Source organism: Aeromonas sp. 600724 (genome assembly GCF_049175135.1).
Lineage (GTDB): Bacteria > Pseudomonadota > Gammaproteobacteria > Enterobacterales > Aeromonadaceae > Aeromonas > Aeromonas veronii_A.
On record NZ_JAAKUM010000017.1, the window covers coordinates 64,920 to 82,145 of the forward strand.

At 53.7% G+C, this 17,226-nt stretch carries 16 protein-coding genes; 9 read left to right on the forward strand and 7 right to left on the reverse strand.

Annotation, left to right across the window (positions count from 1 at the left end; all coding sequences use genetic code 11):
* Position 1: 1 nt before the first annotated feature.
* From gyrB to dnaA, 4 genes are all read right to left on the reverse strand, one after another.
* A complete protein-coding gene (gyrB, locus tag G5168_RS16260; protein WP_158114267.1) occupies positions 2-2,413 on the reverse strand; it encodes a DNA topoisomerase (ATP-hydrolyzing) subunit B in 2,412 nt (803 codons plus the stop codon).
* Positions 2,410-3,513: a DNA replication/repair protein RecF gene (recF, locus tag G5168_RS16265; RefSeq protein WP_005339305.1), complete on the reverse strand. Its 1,104-nt coding sequence runs from the start codon at positions 3,511-3,513 to the stop codon at positions 2,410-2,412. Before recF ends, gyrB begins: the two co-directional genes overlap by 4 nt.
* Before the next feature lie 2 nt (positions 3,514-3,515).
* On the reverse strand, positions 3,516-4,619 hold the full coding sequence (dnaN, locus tag G5168_RS16270; protein WP_005339306.1) for a DNA polymerase III subunit beta: 1,104 nt from the start codon (positions 4,617-4,619) through the stop codon (positions 3,516-3,518).
* 83 nt (positions 4,620-4,702) lie between these two features.
* The gene (gene dnaA, locus G5168_RS16275) at positions 4,703-6,073 is read right to left on the reverse strand and encodes a chromosomal replication initiator protein DnaA (protein ID WP_005339307.1); all 1,371 of its coding nucleotides are present in this window, start codon (positions 6,071-6,073) and stop codon (positions 4,703-4,705) included.
* Positions 6,074-6,384: 311 nt separating this feature from the next.
* On the opposite strand from dnaA, the gene G5168_RS16280 reads away from it, so the two are divergent.
* From G5168_RS16280 to G5168_RS16320, 9 genes are all read left to right on the forward strand, one after another.
* Complete coding sequence (locus tag G5168_RS16280; protein ID WP_005339308.1) at positions 6,385-7,143, forward strand: amino acid ABC transporter substrate-binding protein; 759 nt, start codon at positions 6,385-6,387, stop codon at positions 7,141-7,143.
* The gene (locus G5168_RS16285) at positions 7,144-7,812 is read left to right on the forward strand and encodes an amino acid ABC transporter permease (protein ID WP_019445518.1); all 669 of its coding nucleotides are present in this window, start codon (positions 7,144-7,146) and stop codon (positions 7,810-7,812) included.
* Between the two features lie 12 nt (positions 7,813-7,824).
* Positions 7,825-8,559 carry an amino acid ABC transporter ATP-binding protein gene (locus tag G5168_RS16290; RefSeq protein ID WP_005339311.1) on the forward strand — a complete coding sequence of 245 codons (735 nt, stop codon included), beginning with the start codon at positions 7,825-7,827 and terminating at the stop codon, positions 8,557-8,559.
* Positions 8,560-8,829: 270 nt separating this feature from the next.
* Positions 8,830-8,964 (forward strand): 50S ribosomal protein L34, encoded by a 135-nt coding sequence (gene rpmH, locus G5168_RS16295; RefSeq protein ID WP_005307156.1) that lies wholly within the window; start codon positions 8,830-8,832, stop codon positions 8,962-8,964.
* Positions 8,964-9,323, forward strand: coding sequence for a ribonuclease P protein component (gene rnpA / locus G5168_RS16300; RefSeq protein ID WP_005342318.1), 360 nt, complete (start codon positions 8,964-8,966; stop codon positions 9,321-9,323). The genes rpmH and rnpA overlap by 1 nt, the downstream gene beginning before the upstream one ends.
* The gene (gene yidD / locus G5168_RS16305) at positions 9,290-9,538 is read left to right on the forward strand and encodes a membrane protein insertion efficiency factor YidD (RefSeq protein ID WP_075116235.1); all 249 of its coding nucleotides are present in this window, start codon (positions 9,290-9,292) and stop codon (positions 9,536-9,538) included. The genes rnpA and yidD overlap by 34 nt, the downstream gene beginning before the upstream one ends.
* A 5-nt stretch (positions 9,539-9,543) precedes the next feature.
* Complete coding sequence (gene yidC / locus G5168_RS16310) at positions 9,544-11,190, forward strand: membrane protein insertase YidC (RefSeq protein WP_088868083.1); 1,647 nt, start codon at positions 9,544-9,546, stop codon at positions 11,188-11,190.
* A 99-nt stretch (positions 11,191-11,289) separates the two neighbouring features.
* Positions 11,290-12,651, forward strand: a complete 1,362-nt coding sequence (gene mnmE, locus G5168_RS16315) for a tRNA uridine-5-carboxymethylaminomethyl(34) synthesis GTPase MnmE (protein ID WP_139459600.1) — start codon at positions 11,290-11,292, stop codon at positions 12,649-12,651.
* A 162-nt stretch (positions 12,652-12,813) separates the two neighbouring features.
* Complete coding sequence (locus G5168_RS16320; RefSeq protein WP_227341694.1) at positions 12,814-13,005, forward strand: hypothetical protein; 192 nt, start codon at positions 12,814-12,816, stop codon at positions 13,003-13,005.
* On the opposite strand, the gene G5168_RS16325 is transcribed toward G5168_RS16320, so the two are convergent.
* Genes G5168_RS16325 through G5168_RS16335 form a run of 3 tightly spaced genes read right to left on the reverse strand, consistent with a single transcriptional unit; the run spans position 12,958 to position 17,144 of the window.
* Complete coding sequence (locus G5168_RS16325; protein ID WP_216952506.1) at positions 12,958-13,938, reverse strand: hypothetical protein; 981 nt, start codon at positions 13,936-13,938, stop codon at positions 12,958-12,960. The two genes, G5168_RS16320 and G5168_RS16325, sit on opposite strands and share 48 nt — an antisense overlap.
* A 16-nt stretch (positions 13,939-13,954) precedes the next feature.
* A complete protein-coding gene (locus G5168_RS16330) occupies positions 13,955-15,229 on the reverse strand; it encodes a hypothetical protein (protein ID WP_227341693.1) in 1,275 nt (424 codons plus the stop codon).
* A 40-nt stretch (positions 15,230-15,269) separates the two neighbouring features.
* Complete coding sequence (locus G5168_RS16335) at positions 15,270-17,144, reverse strand: HAD-IB family phosphatase (RefSeq protein ID WP_227341692.1); 1,875 nt, start codon at positions 17,142-17,144, stop codon at positions 15,270-15,272.
* Between the last annotated feature and the right edge of the window lie 82 nt (positions 17,145-17,226).

Consider the following 17,226-nt stretch of genomic DNA (forward strand, 5'->3'; position numbering starts at 1 on the left):
ATTAGACGTCGAGGTTGGCTACGCGCAGAGCGTTGGTCTCGATAAAGTCACGACGGGGCTCAACGGCATCACCCATCAGGGTGGAGAAGAGCTGGTCGGCACCGACGGCATCGTCGATGGTGACGCGCAGCATGCGGCGGGCTTCCGGATCCATGGTGGTTTCCCACAGCTGGTCCGGGTTCATCTCGCCCAGCCCTTTATAGCGCTGGATGTAGATGCCGCGCTTGCCTTCGCCCATCAGCCACTCGACCGCTTCGACGAAGCTGGAGACCGGCTTGACCTTCTCGCCACGCTTGATGTAACCGCCTTCCTCGATCAGGTTGGCGATCTCCTTGCCCAGCGAGACCAGCTGACGGTACTCGGAGGATTGCAGGAAGTCGTAGCTGAGCGGATATTCGCGATCGACACCGTGCTGACGTACCACGGCGTGCGGCACGTACAGGCTGCGCTCTTCGTCACGACGAACCTGGATCTGGTACTGGATACCGTGGTTGCTCTCGTTGAGCACGGCTTCCATACCCTGACACCAGGCCAGCAGATCGCTCTCGCTGTTCAGCAGCGCTTCATTCAACTCCGGCTGATAGATCAGTTGGGTCAGCACGGCTTCCGGCGCACGACGAGACATGCGGGTGATCAGGTGAGTCACCGAGCGGTGCTGGTTGACCAGACGCTCCAGTGCCTCGCCACCGATGGCCGGGGCAGACTCGTTGACGTGCAGGGTGGCACCGTCCAGCGCCATGGCGGTCTGGTACTGCAGCAGCGCGTCTTCGTCTTTCAGATACTGCTCCTGCTTGCCCTTCTTCACTTTGTAGAGCGGCGGCTGGGCGATGTAGACGTAGCCACGTTCGATAATTTCCGGCATCTGACGATAGAAGAAGGTCAACAGCAGAGTTCGGATGTGCGCACCATCGACGTCCGCATCGGTCATGATGATGATGTTGTGATAACGCAGCTTGTCCGGATTGTACTCGTCGCGACCGATACCGCAGCCCAGTGCGGTGATCAGGGTGCCCACCTCTTGCGAGGAGATCATCTTGTCGAAACGGGCCTTCTCTACGTTCAGGATCTTGCCCTTGAGCGGCAGGATGGCCTGGTTCTTCCGGTTGCGACCCTGCTTGGCGGAACCGCCAGCAGAGTCCCCTTCCACTATGTAGAGTTCGGAGAGAGCCGGGTCTTTTTCCTGACAGTCAGCCAGCTTGCCGGGCAGACCGGCGATATCCAGCGCGCCTTTGCGGCGGGTCAGTTCGCGAGCCTTGCGGGCCGCTTCACGGGCACGGGCCGCATCGATGATCTTGTTGACCACGATCTTGGCATCGCCCGGGTTTTCCAGCAGGAAGTCAGCCAGCTTCTCACCCATCGCCTGTTCAACGGCGGTCTTCACTTCGGAAGAGACCAGCTTGTCCTTGGTCTGGGAGGAGAACTTGGGATCCGGCACCTTGACGGAGATAACGGCAATCAGACCTTCACGCACGTCGTCGCCACTGGCGGCAGACTTGGCCTTCTTGCTGTAGTCCTCTTTGTCCATATAGGAGTTCAGAGTACGGGTCAGTGCGGTACGGAAGCCAACAAGGTGAGTACCACCATCCCGCTGCGGGATGTTGTTGGTGAAGCAGTAGACCCCTTCCTGATAGGCGTCGTTCCACTGCATCGCCACTTCAACGCCGATACCATCCTGCTCGGTGGTGAAATGGAACACCTTCGGGTGGATCGGGGTCTTGTTCTGGTTCAGGTACTCAACGAACGCTTTGATGCCGCCTTCGTAACAGAAGTGCGCCTCACGGCCGTCACGCTCATCCATCAGACGGATGGAAACACCGGAGTTGAGGAAGGAGAGCTCGCGCAGGCGCTTGGCCAGGATCTCGTAGTGGAACAGGGTGTCGCTGAAGATGGTCGGGCTCGGCCAGAAGCGAACTTCAGTACCGGTGCCGGTGCTGTCGCCAATCTGCTTGAGCGGCGCTTGCGGCTCACCCAGATGATAGGTCTGTTCGTAGACGTGGCCGTTACGACGAATGGTCAGCAGCAGCTTGTCAGAGAGCGCGTTAACAACGGAGACGCCGACGCCGTGCAGACCACCGGAAACCTTGTAGGAGTTGTCATCGAACTTACCGCCAGCGTGCAGCACGGTCATGATGACTTCGGCAGCGGATCGGCCCTCTTCCGGGTGAATATCGACCGGAATACCACGGCCGTTATCGCGCACGGAGACGGAGCCATCGGAATGGATCTTGACCTGAATATCGGAGCAGTAGCCAGCGAGCGCCTCGTCAATGGAGTTATCGACGACCTCGAACACCATGTGGTGCAGACCCGAGCCATCATCCGTATCGCCGATATACATCCCCGGGCGCTTGCGGACCGCATCCAGGCCCTTCAGCACCTTGATATTCGAGGAGTCGTAAGTATTTTCACTCATAGCTTACTCTCTGCCTTCTCTAACGTTTCGGAGATTTTACCCTGTTCCACGTGGAACAACTTGCAGTCATTCGCATCCATCATGTCTGCGAGCTGACCGGTGTCGATGGCGGTGATAAACACCTGGGACGCACACTGCTTCAGCCTTGCGGCCAGCAAGCGGCGCTTGTCGACATCCAGTTCAGAGGCAAAATCGTCAATTAAAAAAATACAGCCACGGCTGCTATGTTGATTCAAATAGAGCCCTTGGGCCAGTCGCATGGCGCAGACCAGCAACTTCAGCTGACCCCGGGACAAAATATCCTGAGCGGGCACCCCGTTCGCCTTGAGACGCACATCGGCTTTCTGTGGACCGACACCGGTATAGCCCAGCGCCCGATCCCGCTCAAACCCCGCCTCCAGCAGATCGCCGAGGGGAGTATCTTTCTCCCAGCCCCGGTAAAAGCCGAGACTGATATCGAATTCCGGCAGAAAATCCGCCGTCATCTCCTTGATCAGGGGCGTAATGGCCTGACAATAACTGGCGCGAAACTCGGCCAGCTCACCACCCAGCCGCACCAACTCCTGATCCCAGAACGCCAGCTGGCGGTATTGGGTGCTCTGGCGCAACAGCGCATTGCGCTGTTTCAGCAGCCGCCGCACTCGTCCCCACAGGGCAAAGAAGGTCGGCTCCTGATGGAAGACACCCCAATCGAGCCAGGCGCGGCGAGCCTGAGGCCCGCCCGTCAGCAAGTTGAAACCATCGGGATGGATCAACTGCACCGGCAACAGCTCCGCCAAATCGGCAAGCCGCTGGGCCTGTGCCCCGGCAATCTTGAGCTGGGTCTCGCCACTCTTGTCTTTGGCAAGACCGATCGGTACCTGACGCCCCTCCAGCTCGCACTGGGCAAACAGGGTAAAGGCCCTCTCCCCCTGGCGGATGACCCGCCCGGTCAAATGAGTGCGAAAGGAGCGCCCCAGACCAAGGTAGTGAATGGCTTCCAGCACACTGGTCTTGCCGCTGCCATTGCACCCGACCAGAATGTTGAGGCCGGGCGACAGCTTGAGACTGGCTTGCTGGATATTGCGAAAGTCGCTGAGCTGGAGTTTGACCAGGGACACGACTAGATCCGCATCGGCATCACCACGTACTGAGCATCCTGATGTTCAAAATCCTCAATAATGGCACTGCTGATGGAATCGCTCAGGCTAATCCGAATTTGGTCACATTTTAACGTATTCAGCACGTCGAGCACATAAGAGACGTTAAAGCCGATCTCCATCTCGCCAGCGGCATATTGTACGTCAAGCAGCTCTTCGGCTTCTTCCTGTTCCGGGTTGTTCGCGGTGATGCGCAGCAGGTTTTCCTGCAGATTGAGACGCACCCCACGGAATTTCTCGTTGGAGAGGATGGCGGCGCGGGCAAACGCCTGACGCAGATCCTCACGGCCGGCGATCAGGGCCTTGTCGCTGTTGCGCGGAATGACGCGGCGCCAGTCCGGGAAGCGGCCATCCACCAGCTTGGAGGTGAAGATGAAGCCGTCCAGCGCAGCGCGCAGGTTGCTGCGACCGATCTGCAGACGTACCGGCTTGTCTTCCGCCTCCAGCAGACGCACCAGCTCCAGTACCCCTTTGCGCGGCAGGATAACCTGATGATCGGGCAGCGATTCCCCTACTACCTCGCGGCGGCAGGTGGCCAGACGGTGACCGTCGGTCGCTACGGTGCGCAGACCGTGACCTTCGCTCTCGAACAGCATGCCATTCAGGTAGTAACGCACATCCTGGCTGGCCATGGAGAACTGGGTCGCATCGATCAGCTTCTTCAGCTCCAGCTGGCTGATATCGAACTCGAGCACGGATTCCCAATCCTCGATGTTCGGATACTCGGTCGCCGGCAGGGTCGAGAGGTTGAAGCGGGAACGACCGGACCGGATGATCAGGCGCTCGCCTTCGGTATTGAGACGGATCTCGGCGCCTTCCGGCAGACCACGGCAGATATCCAGCAGCTTGCGCGCCGGTACTGTGGTGCGGCCATCTTCGCTGGCCCCGTTCAGATAGACCTGACCGATCATCTCTACTTCGAGATCGGTACCGGTCAGTGACAGCAGACCGTTGCTGACATCAAGCAGCACGTTGCCGAGTATCGGCAGGGTCGGTCGGCCGCCGAGGGCGCCGGACACCAGTTGCAGAGGACGTAACAGGGCCTCACGGCTAATTTCGAGCTGCATCTGTGCTCTCCGTTGTGATTAGGAGGAAAAGATTCGGATCAGGTTGGAATATTCGCGCTGCATCTGTCCACTCGATTCCGTTATCAGGAAGAAAGGGTACGGATCAGGTTGGAATAGTCCTCCTTGATGTCGTGACTCTCCTCCTTCAGCTGCTCGATCTTGCGGCAGGCATGAAGAACGGTAGTGTGGTCACGGCCACCAAAGGCATCACCTATCTCCGGCAAACTGTGGTTGGTCAGCTCCTTGGCCAGTGCCATCGCCAGTTGGCGCGGACGGGCAACAGAGCGGGAACGACGCTTGGAGAGCAGATCCGCCAGCTTGATCTTGTAGTACTCCGCCACCGTCTTCTGGATATTGTCGATGGTGACCAGCTTCTCCTGCAGTGCCAACAGGTCGCGCAGCGCTTCGCGCACGAAATCGATGTTGATGGCACGGCCGGTAAAGTTGGCGTTGGCTATCACCCGGTTGAGGGCGCCTTCCAGTTCACGGACGTTGGATCGCAGACGTTTGGCGATGAAGAAGGCCACTTCGTCCGGCAGATGGATCTGGTTCTCGTCTGCCTTGCGCATCAGGATCGCGACGCGGGTCTCCAGCTCCGGCGGTTCGATCGCCACGGTCAGGCCCCAGCCGAAGCGGGACTTGAGGCGATCCTCGACACCGTTGATCTCCTTCGGATAGCGATCCGAGGTCAGGATGATCTGCTGGTTACCTTCCAGCAAGGCATTGAAGGTATGGAAGAACTCCTCCTGGGAGCGCTCCTTGTTGGCGAAAAACTGGATGTCATCGATGAGCAGGGCATCGACGCTACGGTAGTAACGCTTGAACTCTTCAATAGCGTTGTTTTGCAGCGCTTTCACCATGTCCTGAACAAACCGCTCGGAGTGCATATAGATGACTTTGGCATCTTTTTTACTCTCCTTGATGGCATTGCCAACGGCGTGCAGCAGGTGGGTTTTACCCAGGCCGGTGCCGCCATAGAGGAACAGCGGGTTGTAAGCACCACCCGGATTGTCCGCTACCTGACGGGCAGCCGCACGCGCCAACTGGTTGGACTTACCCTCGACGAAATTCTCGAAGGTATAGTTCACGTTGGTGTTGCTCTTGTGGTTCGGCTCGGGCTTGGCTTCAGCCTTGCTTTCCCAGCTCTTCTGCAAGTTATTCACAGGCGCGGCACCCTGTACCGGCGCTCTGGCGACAGCAACAGGATGGGGACGATTACCTATATCAAAACGCAGGGCGGGGCCGTCGACCCCGCAGAGTTCGTTGATGATGCCGTTAACCCGGATGAGATACTTGTCTCGTACCCAGTCCAGAACAAAGCGATTCGGTGCATACAGGGTCAGAGTATTGTCACTCAACTCCGCTTGAAGCGGCCGGATCCACATGCTGAATTCTGCCGAGGGCAACTCATCTTGCAGCCGGTTAAGGCACTGCTGCCATAGCGAAGCAGTCACTCTAAACTCCTGTCGATTGATTAACTAAAGACCGGCTATTCTACGTTTTTAGCCGCCGGATCTCCAGCCATCGCCCGGTGGATCCAGCAAATAAGATCCTTGACTTTCAAGGATCCAGCGCCTTTGGATCGGATTTCATCCCCAAAGTTACCCACAGCTTGATCCACCGTCCGGATTGGTCGATCCCGTGCTTCTCTCCTGTTATTTCATATAACCAAATGTCATTTATTTTTTAAATTTTATTCCAATAACATCAGGGCCAAACCAGTTATTACAACTACAAATACAAGACATTGAGAGAGAGAAACACCATGAAAACATCCATCAAACTGATTTCCGGCGCAGCCATCCTGCTCGCCACCCTGTCCGGTCAGGCCATCGCCCAGGAGACCATCAAGGTCGGCATGTCTGGCAAATATTTCCCGTTCACCTTCGTCAAGCAGGACAAGCTGCAAGGCTTTGAAGTGGATATGTGGAACCAGATCGGCGAGCGCACCGGCTACAAGGTCGAATTCGTGACCGCCAGCTTCTCCGGCCTGTTCGGCATGCTGGAAACCGGCCGCATCGACACCATCTCCAACCAGATCACCATCACCGACGAGCGCAAGGCGAAGTACGACTTCTCCCAGCCTTACGTCTATGACGGCGCCCAGATTGTGGTACGCAAGGGCAACAGCACCATCCACGGCATCAAGGATCTGGAAGGCAAGAAGGTGGCCGTGAACCTGGGTTCCAACTTCGAAGAGCTGCTGCGCAAGAACGACCCGAACAAGAAGATCGACATCCGCACCTATGACTCCGCCTTCGAGCAGGATGTCGCCCTGGGTCGCATCGATGCCTTCGTGATGGACCGCGTCTCCACCGCCCAGCTGATCAAAGAGTCCAAGCTGCCGCTGCAACAGGCTGGCGCACCGTTCGAGACTATCGAGAACGCCCTGCCCTTCCTGAAGACCCCGGAGAAACAGGCGCTGCTGAAGAAGGTCGACGAGGCTCTGACCGCCATGCGCAAGGATGGCTCCCTGCGTCAGATCTCCGAGAAATGGTTCGCTTCCGACATCACCGACAAATAAATGATGGAATTTGACCTCGAATACACGCTGGGGCTGTTTCCCATCCTGCTCAAATACCTGGGCACCACGATGGAGATGGCCCTGTGGGGATTCGTGCTAGCACTCGTACTCTCGCTGGCCCTGGCGATAGTACGGGTGTTTCGCGTCCCTGCGATTCACTGGCTGGCGATGCTCTATATCTCGTTCTTTCGGGGTACACCGCTACTCGTTCAGCTGTTCCTGCTCTACTACGGACTGCCGCAACTGTTCCCGATCTTCGTGGGGATGGATGCCTTTACCGCCGCCATCGTCGGTCTGACCCTGCACTTCGCCGCCTACATGGCCGAGTCGATCCGCGCAGCCATCCTCGGCATTCACAAAAGCCAGATGGAAGCGGCGCTCAGTATCGGCATGAGCCGTTATCAGGCGATGCAGCGGATCATCCTGCCGCAGGCGGCCCGCATCGCCACCCCGTCGCTGATGAACTACTTCATCGACATGATCAAAAGCACCTCACTGGCCTTCACCCTGGGAGTGGCCGAGATCATGGGCAAAGCGCAGATGGAAGCCTCCTCTTCCTTCAAGTTCTTCGAGAGCTTTATGGCGGTGGCGCTGATCTACTGGGTGGTGGTGATCTTCTTTACCCGCTTGCAGCATCTGCTGGAAGTCCGTCTCAACCGTGCCTATTAAAGGAGGGCGTTCATGATCAAGCTAACCGGCCTCTCCAAGGCATATCACGGCAATCAGGTGCTCAACGGCATCGATCTGGAGGTCAAAAAGGGGGAAATTGTCGTCATCATCGGCCCCTCCGGCACCGGCAAGTCGACCCTGTTGCGCTGCCTGAACCTGCTGGAGACCCCGGATGCGGGCACCCTTGCCATCGACGATCTCGAGCTGAATCTGGCCAAGGCCAGCGAACAGCAGGCGATCGAGCTGCGTAAACGAGCCTCCTTCGTGTTCCAGAACTACGCCCTGTTTGCCAACAAGACGGCGCTCGACAACATCGCCGAAGGGCTGATCACCGTCTGGAAGCAGCCAAAAGCGGAGGCCCGCGCCACAGCGCTCGGCATCCTCAAGGATATTGGTCTTGCCGACAAGCAGGATGCCTATCCGGCGTCTCTCTCGGGCGGCCAGCAGCAGCGGGTCGGCATTGGCCGCGCCATGGCGGCCCACTCCAAGGTGATCCTGTTTGACGAGCCCACCTCGGCCCTCGATCCCGAGTGGGTCGACGAGGTTTTGGGACTGATGAAAGAGTTGGCCCGCCAGCACCAGACCATGGTGGTGGTGACTCATGAGATTGAATTTGCTCGTGATGTTGCCGATCGGGTGATCTTCATGGAAGGAGGGCGGATCGTCGAGCAGGGCCCGCCGGATCAGATATTGGTCGATCCCAAGGATCCCCGTACCCGGGAGTTCTTGCGGAAAGTCCTTAAATAGCTCTCTCTTTGGCGGCCTGGCCGCCTTTTTTATTGAGGGATCCCTTGTTTAACCCCGGGTTGCCAGTATAATCCGGAGCCCTTGATCCTCTGGATCCTCACGCTCGGCAGTGGCCTTTTCAAGACCATGGCAGGATGAGAGGGAACGGCGGATTGACTAAAAGCCGAACTCTGTTTAGAATTCGGCCTCTTTTGCTAGTCGTCACACGCTATAGCTGGCGCGTCGGCTAAGTGTGACAATCAAAACTGTACAGAAATACGGAATCGAATCATGAAACGTACTTTTCAACCGTCCAACCTGAAGCGCAAGCGCTCTCACGGTTTCCGCGCCCGCATGGCAACTGCCAACGGTCGTAAAGTTCTGGCCGCTCGTCGTGCCAAGGGTCGTGCCCGCCTGGTAGTCTAATGCCTACCCAGCACACCTTCTCTCGGGAGTTACGTCTGTTAACTCCCGAACACTTCAAACGCGTTTTTGCCGAGCCTGTCCGGGCCGCCTCTCCGCAGATTACCCTTCTCGCTTCTCCCAATTCGCTCGAACACCCTCGTCTTGGTCTCGCTGTGCCCAAAAAAGCACTCAAGCGTGCCGTCTGGCGTAACCGTGTCAAACGGGTGGTTCGGGAAAGTTTCCGCCTCAAACAACATCAGCTGCCCGCTATCGACATCGTGGTGATCGCCAAGGCCGGTGTGAAAGAGATGGATAACGAGGAACTGTTCAAGTTACTGGAAAAGCTATGGCGCACCCTGTCACGCCGTTGCAATGGGTAGCTATCAAACTGATACGCCTGTATCAGCTAATCATTAGCCCTCTGCTCGGGCCGCGCTGCCGTTTTACCCCGACTTGTTCCCAATTTGCGATAGAAGCCATCCGACTTCACGGTTTCATAAAAGGCGTTTGGTTAGCCAGCAAACGTCTATTAAAATGCCATCCCTTATCCGAGGGTGGTTATGACCCGGTTCCGCAACCAAAGCGAAGAAACTGAAAACTATGGAATCACAACGCAATCTACTCCTGATCGGTTTGCTGTTCGTGAGCTTTCTGCTCTGGCAACAGTGGGAGTCCGACAAGGCTCCGAAGCCGGCCCCGACTACCGTGGCCCAAACCGAACATTTCGTACCTGAAGCCGGTCAGACCGGTGATATTCCTCAGGTTTCCGAGCAAGCCAACGCGACTGCCGCACGCAAGCTGATCACAGTCTCCTCTGACGTGCTCAAGCTGACCCTGGATACCCAGGGTGGCGACATCGTGTCTGCCGAACTGCTGTCTCACAAACTGGAAGAGGGCAAGGACCAACCGTTCGTGCTGCTGACCAGCAAGCCTGAGCACCTCTATATCGCCCAGAGCGGTCTGGTGGGTCGCAACGGTCCGGACAGTCAGGCCGAAGGTCGTCCTACCTATGAAGCCGCCCAGACCAGCTATCAGCTGGCCGATGGTCAGGATCAAGTCGTCGTTCCGATGACCTGGACCGACAGCAAAGGCGTGGTCTTCACCAAGGAGTTCATCCTCAAGCGTGGCGACTATGCCGTTGGCGTTGATTACAAGATCGACAACAAATCTGCCGAGCCGGTTCAGGTGCAGTTCTATGGTCAGCTGAAGCAGACCGTAGCAACGCCGAAGGATCAGGAAGGTCATGCCATGGTAGCCAGCGCTTACCGTGGTGGTGCCTTCTCCACTGAAGATACACGCTACAAGAAGTACACCTTCGACGAGATGAAGGATGCCGACCTGAACAAGACCACCAAGGGTGGTTGGGTCGCCATGCTGCAACACTACTTCGTCTCTGCCTGGGCTCCGAATGCCGACGATACCAACAGCTTCTACAGCCGCGTGATCCCGGGTAAAGGCCAGGCCATCATCGGTTACAAGGCGCCAATGGTTGACGTGGCTGCCGGTCAACAGGCCGAAGTGACCAGCAAACTGTGGGTCGGCCCCAAGCTGCAAGACCAGATGGCCAAGGTAGCTAACCACCTCGACCTGACTGTCGACTACGGCTGGCTGTGGTTCATCGCCCAACCGCTGCACTGGCTGCTGACCGTGTTCCACGGTTTCGTCCAGAACTGGGGTCTGGCCATCATCATGCTGACCCTGCTGGTGCGCGGCATCATGTTCCCGCTGACCAAGGCCCAGTACACCTCCATGGCCAAGATGCGCATGCTGCAACCCAAGATTGCGGCCCTGCGCGAGCGCTTCGGCGATGACCGCCAGAAGATGTCTCAGGGCATGATGGAGCTGTACAAGAAGGAGAAGGTCAACCCGCTGGGTGGCTGCCTGCCGATCCTGGTTCAGATGCCCATCTTCATTGCCCTCTACTGGGCACTGATGGAGTCTGTTGAGCTGCGCCACGCGCCGTTTGCCCTGTGGATCACTGACCTGTCAGTGAAGGACCCCTTCTTCGTGCTGCCAATCCTCATGGGTGCCTCCATGTGGTATCTGCAGAAGATGAGCCCGACCACCGTAACCGACCCGATGCAGCAGAAAGTGATGCAGTTCATGCCGATCATCTTCACTTTCATGTTCCTCTGGTTCCCGGCTGGCCTGACTCTCTACTGGCTGGTGAGCAACGTCATCTCCATCATCCAGCAGACCATCATCTATCGTCAGCTGGAGAAGAAAGGACTGCATTCACGCAGCTAATCTTCCCGTGATGACAAAAGAGGCGGCCTTCGGGCCGCCTTTTTTATTACAATGTCCCCCACTACGTTTTCCTATCAGCGAACAAACGAGCCAAGCAAGATGACAACAGATACGATCGTGGCCCAGGCCACCGCGCCAGGCCGTGGTGGCGTCGGCATAGTCCGGGTCTCCGGCCCCGCCGCCGAACAGGTCGCCGGGATAGTGCTCGGCAAGCTCCCTCGGGTGCGCTACGCCGAATATCTGCCGTTCAAGGATGAGCAAGGCCAGGTACTGGATCAGGGCATCGCCCTGCTGTTCAAAGCCCCCAACAGCTTCACCGGCGAGGATGTGCTGGAGCTGCAGGGCCACGGCGGCCCCGTCATCATGGACATGCTGATCCGCCGCATTCTGAAAATCGATGGCATCCGCCCTGCCCGCCCCGGCGAGTTCAGCGAGCGCGCCTTCATCAACGACAAGCTGGATCTGGCCCAGGCCGAAGCCATCGCTGACCTTATCGAAGCCTCCAGCGAACAGGCCGCTCGCAGCGCCATGCACTCCCTGCAGGGGCAGTTCTCCAGCAAAATCCAGCAACTGGTGGAGAGCCTGATCCGGCTGCGCATCTATGTGGAAGCGGCCATCGACTTCCCGGACGAGGAGATCGATTTCCTCTCTGACGGCAAGGTGGCGGGCGACCTCTACAGCATCATGTCCGAGCTGGACGACGTGCGCAGTGAAGCCAAACAGGGCGCTCTGCTGCGGGAAGGGATGAAGGTGGTGATCGCAGGTCGTCCCAACGCCGGCAAATCGAGCCTGCTCAACGCTTTGGCAGGGCGCGAGTCAGCCATCGTCACCGAGATTGCCGGTACCACCCGCGACGTGCTGCGCGAACACATCCATCTCGATGGCATGCCGCTGCACATCATCGACACCGCCGGTCTGCGCGACACTCAGGACAAGGTGGAGCAGATCGGTATCGAACGCGCCTGGGCCGAGATTGAACAGGCCGATCGGGTGCTGTTTATGGTGGATGGCACCACCACAGATGCGGTTGACCCGCGGGAGATCTGGCCGGAATTTGTTGATCGGTTGCCAAAAAACATCGGCCTCACCGTCATTCGCAACAAGGCAGACCTGACCGGCGAGGATCTGGCACCGAGCCAGGAGCTGGGCCACGCCGTCTACCGCATCTCCGCCAAAACCGAACTGGGGCTGCCCGCCCTGCGCGAACACCTGAAAGCCTGCATGGGCTTCCAGGGCAACACCGAGGGGGGCTTTATGGCCCGCCGCCGCCATCTGGATGCACTGGAGCGCGCCGCCGAGCGCCTGCTGGTGGCCAAGGAGCAGCTGGAAGTGTTCGTGGCCGGCGAGCTGGTGGCCGAAGAGTTGCGCCTGGCGCAGGAGTCCCTCTCCGAGATCACCGGCGAATTCAGCTCCGACGATCTGCTGGGCCGCATCTTCTCCAGCTTCTGCATCGGCAAGTAATGTGGTGAAAAATCAGCAATAAAAAGCAGCCAGCGAGAATATAAGACATTGTAAATATTGAACTTTGTTTTTTACTGACTATTCTTGCCTGATCTTGTTTCGTGAGAATTTACCCCGAGAGTACCCCGAAGTAACCTCTCGGGGTACTTTCGGGGGACAATTATGAAGATCAGCATCGAATTCCGCGAACCTGACGCCGAAGGCAAGCGCGCTCTGCGCTTAACCTATTACGCCGGCTCCTACCTTGAACCAACCACGGGCATCCGCAAGCACAAACGCCACTGCGCCATCACAATGACCACAGCATCACTTGCTGATGATGTTTTCCACTACACCATAATCAAAGTGGGCTGACGGGAAGTTGCTGTGATATTTCATCGCCTGCTCGACAAACTCATCTGCCAATGGTGCTCGTTGCCGATAGTCATGAAACAGAATGGCCTGGAGATGTCCCAGCTTGCTGCGCTGCTCATCGGAGGGCAAGCCCTCATCATCCAACAGGCAGACTGTGGGCCGCCCCATTAGAATGGACTCGGCGTGTATGGAGGAAGCACCGTTGCACAACACAACATCAGCCTCCTGAATCGCTCGGATCGAGCACTCCTCAGCGGGAATGATGCAATCGGGAAAACGATTATTGAATAATTTCTCTACCTGCGCCACGTCCCGCCAAGCAGGTAACTTGACTCTGACATTTTCCGTTATAAGCGGAGCAAAGTAATCGACTATTCCTGAATCACCAAATCTCAGACGCAAGTGTTCAAACATACTGATGAACAGTACAATCCTCGGTTTATTTTTTTGGGCTGGCTGGCTAGGACGAGCACTTTTTGTATGCTTTATCCATCCACTTTCTATGACTTTCGTATGACGACCCAAGGTCGCCTGGAGTGCAGAGGATGAAAAAGGCGTAAGTATGTAGTCAAAAAGATCCAAAAACCTTAGTTCATTGAGATTTTTATCTCCAAAAGGAGTAAGAAGATCATGTGGAATATATATGGATTTCTTAGGTTTTAATTTTTGAATTATTTCTAATGGCGATAAATAATTTGGGTAGTGTTCATTAAATTTTGGCGCCAAAAACTTTGCAACATCTCTAGTTAAATTAGTATGTGCTGATGTAATGTAGACAACATCCTCACCAATAAAGGGGGCAAGTAAATCTTCATCCTGCGCTGTGAGTTGGCCAAAATCCAACTCTGTGACATCATAACCAACCGCCCTAAGGTATTTGCATAAATCAGCCAACACATACTCAGAATCTACGCCTGAGGTAACAATTTTCATGAGGTCTGGCCTTTTATTATGTGGTAATTTGAGAAACAGCAAACTGATTATCGCTTGCTCTTATCCCCACTCGCGGTGTACGCGTCAACTTGGTGTCAATGACATCAATAATGAGAGTGCTGCCAACCTCAACCATTACCTTGGTAGACATGACAGAGAGTGCAATAATAGTAGAGTACTGCCCAGCGGTAACATTCACCTCTTCACATGGTATAAATTTAGGCTCACTTATTATCCTCCAACTACCATCATTAACCCATAATGTGATAACAGGCATATCTGCCGTGGATGCCTGAAGCATACAGGCATACATATGACTATCTTGCGGGCCTGAATAGCAAGCGACCAGAGAAGCATGTCCACTCCCAGCCCCCAACCACGAAAATTTAGCCTTTATACTAATCACATCATCTACAGCAGTTTTTGCCTGAGCAATGGCCAGAGAAAAACCATCAGCTGGCGCCATAAAACCAATCTTGGTCGAATCAAATGGTGTTATCATCAAATTCTCCCAATAGAAATTTTCGGTATTGCAAATTGGGAGTCTAGCCGCCCTAAGTGTTACACAGCTGGGCGACTCAGTATAAATCGCCGGTGCAGAACCAAATACAGAATAAGAACCATCAGGCAAACATCCAATAGAGACAAAATCACATTTTTGATTTTCCGAAAGCTGTGCTATCTCATAGAAACCAACCTTATGAAGACGTTTTCTAGTGTTCTTGCTATGTACCACAAAATGGCAATTATCGATATATAAAATATGACTTTGACAAGCCCTCAGAAGTAGATTTAGGATATGTCGCTCACCAATAAAATCCTGCATCAGCCAAGGTGATGTGATACCAATACTTGTTACATGACGATCTTTCAAATGCAATACAAAATCGTCAACATTGCGAACATAAATAACTTCCTGATCTTGCAACAGTAACGAGACACCATCATGTAGCACTGGACATGCAAAAACTATATTGCACTGCTGCCAACTCTTGATATTTTTAGAAATACCAACAAAAACATCTTCAAGCTCAGCCGCTGTAACTATCACATCGTGGACATTGGCTGATGACATCACCGGTAATGAACTGACTTTCTCGCACAGAAGTTCTGTTATAGCCTGAAGTCTGGAGATATCATCACGCAGAGTTAGCTGCACCTCTGACAGTTGCTGGTTACCTTGCTCAATCCCCTGACTCAGATTAACCAGCTGTTCTGAAAAAATGAGATCAGCATCGCACTTTCCTGAACGCCTCAGGAATGATTGGAGAAAACGCGTAAATCGACTCATGGTATCGTCATCCAATAATTATTATTCAGTACAGTTTTGCCTAACTGCTCTCTTCAGGTATACAGACAAGGGCATAGAAATGGGTGTTATCCCATCGGTTGTACTCTTTTGGATAAATATCAACAACTTCCTTAATGCTGAAACCGGCTTGACGTATAAGATCTATCTCATGCTGTAGCCATCTATATTCAGAGTAGTAATCTGTTCCTAGCTCTTTGGAGTAACCATCAACAATGACATCTTCAGTACACCCCATCTGATGCTTGACTATCAAAGTACCAGCAGGTCGTATCCATGAGCGAGCCTTCTGATAAATCCGTTCCGCCTCTGTTCTATTAAAGAAATTCATCACACCAAAAATGGTAACAAGATCAAATTTCTCTGCCACATCAAATATATTGAGATCTTCATTAATAACTTTCAGGTTGTCCGTTCTTTTTATAAAATCGCTAAAGTTAGAATATTTTTCTACAGCGACTATTTTAGAGAAATCTTCTGTAAGGTGATTAACAAGCAGCCCAGTACCAGCACCAAGATCAAGCAGGGTTTTACTTTTATCTGAGAAACGTTTGACTAACTCAATATCAAAAATAGAAAAATCGGGGGCTTTATTTCTAGTCTCTATTGGTGATTTTATTTTGCTGGCTAGTTTTTCATAATAACTATTTATTTTATGATTACCACTACTCCACGAGTCCACAAAATCAACAGCTTTCTTATAGTCTTCATAAGTGTCAATATCTTGCGCTCGTATTATCTTCGCAGACATTGGCAATAATGGTTCTAAAAGATTGTAAAGATGGCCCGAGGTAAATCTTATATTTTCCCTGCGGATGGCAGCAGGTCCAGACCACTCGTAATCACCATCATCTCTGGAAAATGAAACAACTTGTTCTTGTTCATTAAGCTTCACAAAAACTGCGTCTTCGCTCACTTTTTGACTCACCCCAATAAATTCTTGCTCTGCTTCAATGCACTGAGCAATATCATCTGGGTGAACTAATAGATCCCCATCCCAAGCAATAATCATTTCATTAGCATGTTTACCACCAAGATAGAGACTAGCGCCAGTTTTAGAGTGAAAATAATCGTGATTGAAAACAAAAATAATATCTTTTCTGATCGAGCATACTTCATCAATAAGACTGCTAGCCTGAAAACCAACAACTATTCTAAGATCACTTACATGCCGGAATTGTTCTAGCTGTAGATGAATAAGTGGCACCCCTTGTAGCTTAATAAGCGACTTTGTTTGTCCCAGCCCAAGGCGCGAACCAACCCCCGCAGCACTAATTACCACTGACCTTCCATTTTGAGGTGATTTTATCTGTTGCAGTAACCTGAGCATAGCAACAGAATCATATACTGCATAATCTGCAACTTGCATGACCGTATTTGCCGGTTGGTGAATCAAGCCGCAAGCAATAGAAACATCAGCGATCCTCATGGCCTCAGCATCATTATTTCCATCACCGATGAAAACGACTTGCTCACCTTGCGCTTGATACTCTTTAACAATATCTTCTTTCTTTAGTATTTTGGTTAATCGAACCTTGCCATTGGCATCAACTTCCCCTTCTGATGAACGAATTACGCACTCTATTTTTTTGGCTAATTCTGCGATCCAGCCATTATAATTTCCAGTGGCAATAATACAGTCATCACGGTTACTATTGATAAAATCGAGCAGAGACTGGTTAAGGGGAATATCCGCTACGATGCGAGCAACTTGAGCCACATCTAGGTGACCAAGTATGTCAACCCGCTTGATGAAACTTTCCATGAATGGGATCTGACCATTAATAGTCTGGGCAGTTAACTCTTCTATTTGCGTAGTGACATTGAAACTTTTAGCTATGATAGGCAATGTTTCACAGCAGCTAAGAGTTCCGTCGAGATCGAAAATAAATTTCATCCTTTGCCTCGCTAGATTGGCAATATCTAAACGTTTGTATTTATAAGACAATAAGCAAGTGAAGTCGAGACAATCTGGCGCA